Origin of the sequence: Paenibacillus sp. P32E, assembly GCF_001909085.1 — a bacterium.
GTDB classification, from domain to species: domain Bacteria; phylum Bacillota; class Bacilli; order Paenibacillales; family Paenibacillaceae; genus Paenibacillus_AQ; species Paenibacillus_AQ helianthi.
On the sequence record NZ_LVYY01000022.1, the window covers coordinates 60,335 to 66,524 of the forward strand.

The 6,190-nt window shown below is 45.4% G+C and carries 7 protein-coding genes and 1 rRNA gene; 6 read left to right on the top strand and 2 right to left on the bottom strand.

Features of this window, described 5'->3' with window-relative positions; genetic code table 11:
* Positions 1-61: 61 nt before the first annotated feature.
* Positions 62-1,168, top strand: a complete 1,107-nt coding sequence (locus A3848_RS19510; RefSeq protein ID WP_074086541.1) for an Mrp/NBP35 family ATP-binding protein — start codon at positions 62-64, stop codon at positions 1,166-1,168.
* A gap of 59 nt (positions 1,169-1,227) precedes the next feature.
* On the opposite strand, the gene gerD is transcribed toward A3848_RS19510, so the two are convergent.
* On the bottom strand, positions 1,228-1,902 hold the full coding sequence (gerD, locus tag A3848_RS19515; protein ID WP_074086542.1) for a spore germination lipoprotein GerD: 675 nt from the start codon (positions 1,900-1,902) through the stop codon (positions 1,228-1,230).
* A 120-nt stretch (positions 1,903-2,022) separates the two neighbouring features.
* Here gerD and A3848_RS19520 point away from each other — a divergent pair, with 120 nt between their 5' ends.
* Positions 2,023-2,619 carry a KinB-signaling pathway activation protein gene (locus tag A3848_RS19520; RefSeq protein WP_305953438.1) on the top strand — a complete coding sequence of 199 codons (597 nt, stop codon included), beginning with the start codon at positions 2,023-2,025 and terminating at the stop codon, positions 2,617-2,619.
* Positions 2,620-2,807: 188 nt separating this feature from the next.
* Positions 2,808-3,629, top strand: a complete 822-nt coding sequence (locus A3848_RS19525) for a PPK2 family polyphosphate kinase (protein ID WP_074086543.1) — start codon at positions 2,808-2,810, stop codon at positions 3,627-3,629.
* A 48-nt stretch (positions 3,630-3,677) separates the two neighbouring features.
* Here the strand turns inward: A3848_RS19525 and pdaB are convergent, their stop codons facing one another.
* Positions 3,678-4,481 (bottom strand): polysaccharide deacetylase family sporulation protein PdaB, encoded by an 804-nt coding sequence (gene pdaB / locus A3848_RS19530; RefSeq protein WP_074086544.1) that lies wholly within the window; start codon positions 4,479-4,481, stop codon positions 3,678-3,680.
* Between the two features lie 110 nt (positions 4,482-4,591).
* On the opposite strand from pdaB, the gene A3848_RS19535 reads away from it, so the two are divergent.
* The 3 genes from A3848_RS19535 to A3848_RS19545 all read left to right on the top strand — a co-directional run.
* Positions 4,592-5,200: a stage II sporulation protein M gene (locus tag A3848_RS19535; protein ID WP_371916028.1), complete on the top strand. Its 609-nt coding sequence runs from the start codon at positions 4,592-4,594 to the stop codon at positions 5,198-5,200.
* 251 nt (positions 5,201-5,451) lie between these two features.
* Positions 5,452-5,682 carry a hypothetical protein gene (locus A3848_RS19540; RefSeq protein ID WP_025706563.1) on the top strand — a complete coding sequence of 77 codons (231 nt, stop codon included), beginning with the start codon at positions 5,452-5,454 and terminating at the stop codon, positions 5,680-5,682.
* Between the two features lie 328 nt (positions 5,683-6,010).
* Positions 6,011-6,190: ribosomal RNA gene (locus A3848_RS19545) — 16S ribosomal RNA — on the top strand; the annotation flags it as partial.

The following is a 6,190-nucleotide window of genomic DNA, read 5'->3' on the forward strand; positions in this document are numbered from 1 at the left end:
GTATAATAAATCAAAAATACCGGTACCTTACCCGTCCGGAGAGGAAATAGAGGTGCTTTCCATGCTGACCAGGGAACAAATTCAGGAATTATTGCAGCCGCTTACTGACCCGGAATCCGGGAAAAGCCTTATCGAATTGCAGCTGATTCGCGATATCATGGTCAAAGAGGACCGAATCTCACTATCTCTTGTATGTCTCGATACCGATGAGAAAAGCCGTATGGAGCTTGAACAAAGTGTTCGCCTCTTGCTGGATGAGGGAGGAGCGGGCAATGTTCATATCCGGTTGCGTGATGCCACAGATTATGAGCGTGCTATTCTTCGCGGAGAGAGCTCGGAGGACCATACCGTGCAAGAACAAGGCGAACCGTTAAAAGGACACGCAGCGGGTCTTGAGGGGCATGAGCTGATCAATGAGAACTCAGGTGTGAAGTTCATCGCGATTGCCAGCGGCAAGGGTGGAGTAGGCAAATCGACAGTCACCGTTAATTTGGCAGTGGCATTGGCCAGAAAAGGCAAAAAGGTCGGACTGATTGACGCTGACATCTATGGTTTCAGCATTCCCGATATGATGGGGATTGAAGAAGGCCCGATTGTAGAAGAAGGAACTATTATTCCTGTCGAACGTTTCGGAGTAAAAGTCATGTCTATGGGCTTTTTTATCCGTGAGAATAGCCCTGTCATTTGGAGGGGACCAATGCTTGGCAAAATGCTTCGCCAGTTCTTCAGCGATGTCGGCTGGGGTGAGCTTGATTATATGCTGCTTGATTTGCCGCCTGGAACGGGTGACGTAGCACTTGATGTCCATCAGATGCTGCCGCACAGTAAGGAGATCATTGTTACTACCCCTCATGCAACCGCGGCATTTGTAGCGGCGAGAGCGGGCTCTATGGCGCTGCAGACCGATCATGAGGTTCTTGGGGTCATTGAGAACATGGCTTATTATGAGTGTTCTTCCTGCGGAAAGAAGGATTACATCTTTGGCCGGGGAGGCGGAGCGAGATTGGCTGAAACCCTTCATACGGAGCTGCTTGCCCAGATTCCTCTGGGCGCACCGGATAATCATATATCCGAACCGGATTTCTCGCCGTCTGTGTACAAGGCGGAGACAGCAACCGCACAGCTGTTCGCTGAGATGGCTGACAAGTTGATTTCCAAATACGAATAGTGTGTGTAAATAACCAAAAGAGGCCGGTTCCGTGTAATAGGAAGGCCTCTTTTTTTGAATCAGGATCCTGAATCATCACTGCCTTTGTTTCCACTGCTTCCCTTCTCTTTACCTGAATCCTTCTTTTCAACCTTAGGCTGCAATTCGTCTTGAACTACAGTCTTAAGGAGATCGAGTACCTCCATTCGGAATAATGGATTTTGCATGGCTTCCTGCATGATGGTCATGGATTGTTTGCGGTAATCAGAGGTTTTGGTAAGATCAAGGAACATCTTCATCATTTCAGGTGATTTCATGATTTCAGCAACGGACTTCTGGTATGTTGGATCTTTAATCAACTGAAGGTGGAGCTCTTTGTTTTGTGAATTAATTGCTTTTGCGAAATCTCCTGCGAACTGTGGATCTGTCATGATTTTTTCAATTTCCTTCTGATACTCCGGTGCAGTGATGGTATCCTTTACCGCAACTCTGATTTGCTCGTTGGTTTGCATTGGCATCATCTTCATACTCAGGCCGCTGGAGCTGCTTCCCTCAGAGCCGGAGCTTGGAGCAGACAATGCCTCCTGCACTGCTTTCTTTCCCTCTTCGCTTTTCAATATATCTACAACCATTGTCTTCATTTCCTTGTAACTGACCTGTCCGGAAGAGGAACTGCTCTGTTCGCTGCCACAAGCCGTTAGGGTGATAACCATGCTGAGCAACAAGCTCCCAGTCCACAAAGTCCTCCACTTCATTGGCGCTGCCCTCCTTTATGGGATTCCTGCATGTAGTATGCCGCAGAGGTAAGCTTTTATGTTGCGCTTGGAATGGTTTTTTGACGGTAAGCTTGGTAAAATAAATCTGACGTGTGGGAGGTGAAAAGGCTGAGTATAAGGAAATGGTTTTATTTATTCTGGACCACGCTTCTGATCGGGGCGGGAGGGGCCGTCATTGCCGGACTTTTACTGCAAGTTGTTAACGGTGGAATTGATTTCAAAAGCACAGCCGATTCATTAATCTATCCGCTGATCCTTCTAGGCTACGGCATGCTTGTGAGCGTTTACGCTCAACTAGGTTTTTTTGCGTATCTGATTCTGAATTATATGGGAATCGGGGTGTTCCCGCGAAAGGCATGGCAATATATCCAGATTATACTGTCTCTGCTTGCCCTGCTCGAACTGATTTTTTTGCGTACTTTTGTAGGCGGAGGCAGAAATGTAGTCTCTGATTTGCTTTTGGGCATCGGCATTCTGCTTACTGCGATTATCGTGGCCTATTTCAAAGTACGGAGCACGAACAGATCAGCCTGGATTCCGACATTTTTCTTTTTGACAGCCATTACCATAGTGGAGATCATTGGAGTACTCCGCATAGGAGTAGACAGTGCCACTGTTTTTATTGTGGTCCCGCTCATTGCCTGTAATGCATTCCAAATCTTGATGCTCCACCGGATCCTTAAGCCAAAACAATGATAAAATATGCAGTAAACAACCCCGCTCCTCGGTTATGAGAAGTCGGGGTTTTGTAAAAAAAGGATACCAGCCTGAATAGCATGGCGTAGCTGTTTCTACTTGATAAGATTAAAAACAGAAGCAGCAGGTTAATCTTTAAGAACAGCGTACATAACTAAAAATCGATTGAAACGACTAGGAGGGTATATATGAACATCAAGCGCTATATGATAAAAGACAAAAATGAATCTGTCCTGAAAAAACTCGATCCCGAAGAGAGCGGGGACTTTAAATCAAAGGAAGAGGCAGAGGCCGAAATGGCAAAGCTCAAGGAGCGTCTCGCCGAACTGCAGGATATTCTTTTCGCCCAGAAAAAGCACTCACTACTGGTCATTCTTCAAGGAATGGACTCCAGCGGGAAAGATGGAACGGTCAAGCATATTTTCTCCGGCATTAATCCACAAGGATTTATGGTCACCAGCTTCAAAAAACCTTCCTTGGAGGAGGAAGCCCACGATTTCCTGTGGAGAGTGCACATGAAGACACCTCCCAAGGGTTACATCGCCGCATTCAACCGTTCTCATTATGAGGATGTTCTGGTACCCCGGGTGCACGACAATCTCAAAAAAGAAGAAATGAAACGTCGTTTCCGCTACATTCGTGAGTTTGAGGCCATGCTGGCGGAAGAGGGAACAACGATAATTAAGCTTTTTTTGCACATCTCCAAGGATAAGCAGCTAGAAAAGATCCAGGAACGGCTGCAGGACCCGACCAAACATTGGAAGTTTGATGCAAGTGATCTGCAGGAGCGGGAGTATTGGGACGATTATCAGGAAGCATATGAAGATGTCTTTAAGGAGACCAGTACCGATAATGCACCGTGGTATTGGATTCCTGCCAATCACCGTTGGTACCGCAATTACTTGGCTTTAGCCATTGTTGTCAAGACCCTGGAGAGTCTGGATCTGAGCTATCCAAAGCTGGATACTCCCACACCTGATATTTCAGAACTCATTTCTCCGCGGCACTAGGATATTCACCTTGGGCAACAGAAGGACAGCGAGAAACAAACTTGGATCTTACATGCCGGCAGCATCTTCCAAACCTTCATTGAGCATAGCGGAATCACGGACTTCCTTGCCCTCAGCACTGCTTTGGCTGATTAGTTCGGATACAGTTACAAATTCATAGCCTTGACTACGGAGGTTATCAATAATCTGCGGAAGGGCTTCATGGGTCTGCTTGCAGGAATCACTCGCATGTAAAAGCACAATATCACCGGGATGTGCCTTGCTGGTCACACGTTTCACGATATTATCCACACCGATGTTTTTCCAATCCAGCGAGTCTGTATCCCACTGTATCACCTTGTATCCCAGACCGCTTGCAACCTGAAGTACCCTTTTGTCAAAATCACCATTCGGCATCCGGATCAAATTAGGCTCTTTGCCGGTCAATTCAGTCAGTACAGTGTGGGCAGTTGTAATCTGGGTCTTGATTTCTTCATTACTCAAGGTGCTGTAATTGACGTGCTTGTGGCCATGGCTGCCGATTTCGTAACCGGCGTCTTTAATGCTTGTAACAATTTCCGGATGTGTTTTGCTCCAGGGAGATGAGAGGAAGAAGGTCGCTTTATCTACCTTTTTATCTTCGAGCACCTTCAGAATCGGTCCAGGCCGTTTCTCTCCCCAGCTGATGTCAAACGTTAAGGCGATGAGCTTCTTCTCTGTCGGTACGCTGTAAATGGCGGAAGGGGCTGTTTCCGAAAAAACGGTAATATTGCCTCTCTCGACATAAACGACACCGGCAGCAAGAAGCGCAGCGGCAAAGATATAGATGAACCGTTTTATCTTTTTGCCGCTGAATACATAAAATGAATTCATATTGTTAGCGCTCCTCTCCCATGCGAAATGCTTGTTTGTTCTAAATGTATGCTCGTACAGGGCGCTTATGACCTTATATATGTCCAACATACGTTCAGGAGGTAATTATGCTGTCTTTCCCCGCTTTCGCAAGAGATGTATCCGCAATTCGCAAAGCAGTATTACTCGCTCTTTTATTATTTGTGGCGGGAGGGATTATTGGCTGGATTGGCACTGGCAGTCTGCAAAGGCTTCTATCCGATCAGTTGGAGGGTTTGAGTAAAATCAGCGGCAGCCTTAAAGAGTCCTCACATCCGAAATGGAGCTTTTTTCAATTTATATTTCTGAACAACAGTATCAAAGGAGTGCTCATTATCTTCTTAGGCGCTATATTCGGAATATTGCCTGCAGTGTTTTTATTGATTAATGGTGGAGTGATCGGTTATCTGATTCATTTGTCAGCCATGCAGGGACTAGATATGTTTGACCTTATCGTTAAAGGACTGCTGCCGCATGGGATTATTGAAATCCCGGCGATCATTATCGCCTGCGCGTTTGGTTTGCAGTTTGGCTGGAATGTAATCTCCGATTTGTTCAGTTCAGCTGCCACGAGAGAACAGAGGAGCGGTGCGTGGCCGGCCTTTATGCGCCAAACTCTAAGAGCCTCCATATGGATTGTTATTCTGCTGTTTATTGCCGCAATCATTGAAAGCACAATTACTTTTTCGTTGTTATCATAAAAATTCAGAGAATTGAGCATAACATTAAAGCCTTTCATTCCGGGGACAGAAAGGTAAAGCTATATGCTCGAGCTTGGAAGATGGCCATGCAGTATATTTTAATAATTATGGTTATAGATGCGATGCCCCGGTTAATCTAGTGTAAGTGGATATCTAACGCAGCTTTTCCCAACCCATGGACTATCTTCTTTAGCACAAGTAGCAACATTTAAGAATTTGTCGAATTTAATTTGATGAAGGAGGCCAAGCATATGTTGGGAATGTTGTTCAATGAAAAAGAGTGCAAGGAGCTGGATTATGTTCTTCGTAAAGAGCTTGATGAAATGCTCCTTGATTTAAGTGATCAACGCTTGGACCAAAATATCAGACATGCCATAGCCAATCGATATAAAACTGTATTCCGGATGTATGCGCGTTTTGCCCCGCAGAAGGAGCTATCCAAGTATGCATGGGGAGGACGTTATTCCCAGTCTAAACATTAGAAAAGTGATTTTAATTAAATAGGTTGACTAAAAGGGAGCCGCTGTGATACATTATATCTCGCGCTCCTTTTCAATGTGTTGAAGAGTAGCCGTCGGCAAGAAAAGATGAAAAAAACATTTTTTTAAAAAAACACTTGCCAAATACTTAAGAGCTGTGATATATTATAAAGGTCGCCGCTGAGACGCGGTGATGAAGTAAAAACGAGACATTGATCTTTGAAAACTGAACAACGAGTGAGTGGGATTTCACGCAAGTGAGATCCAAAAATAGAGAATATTTTATTCTCGTCAGATGTTTCAAAATGAGCAATCGCTCTTTCTAAATACCAATTTGGAGAGTTTGATCCTGGCTCAGGACGAACGCTGGCGGCGTGCCTAATACATGCAAGTCGAGCGGAGCTTATCCTTCGGGGTAAGCTTAGCGGCGGACGGGTGAGTAACACGTAGGCAACCTACCCTCTAGACTGGGATAACTACCGGAAACGGTAGCTAATACCGGATAATTCCT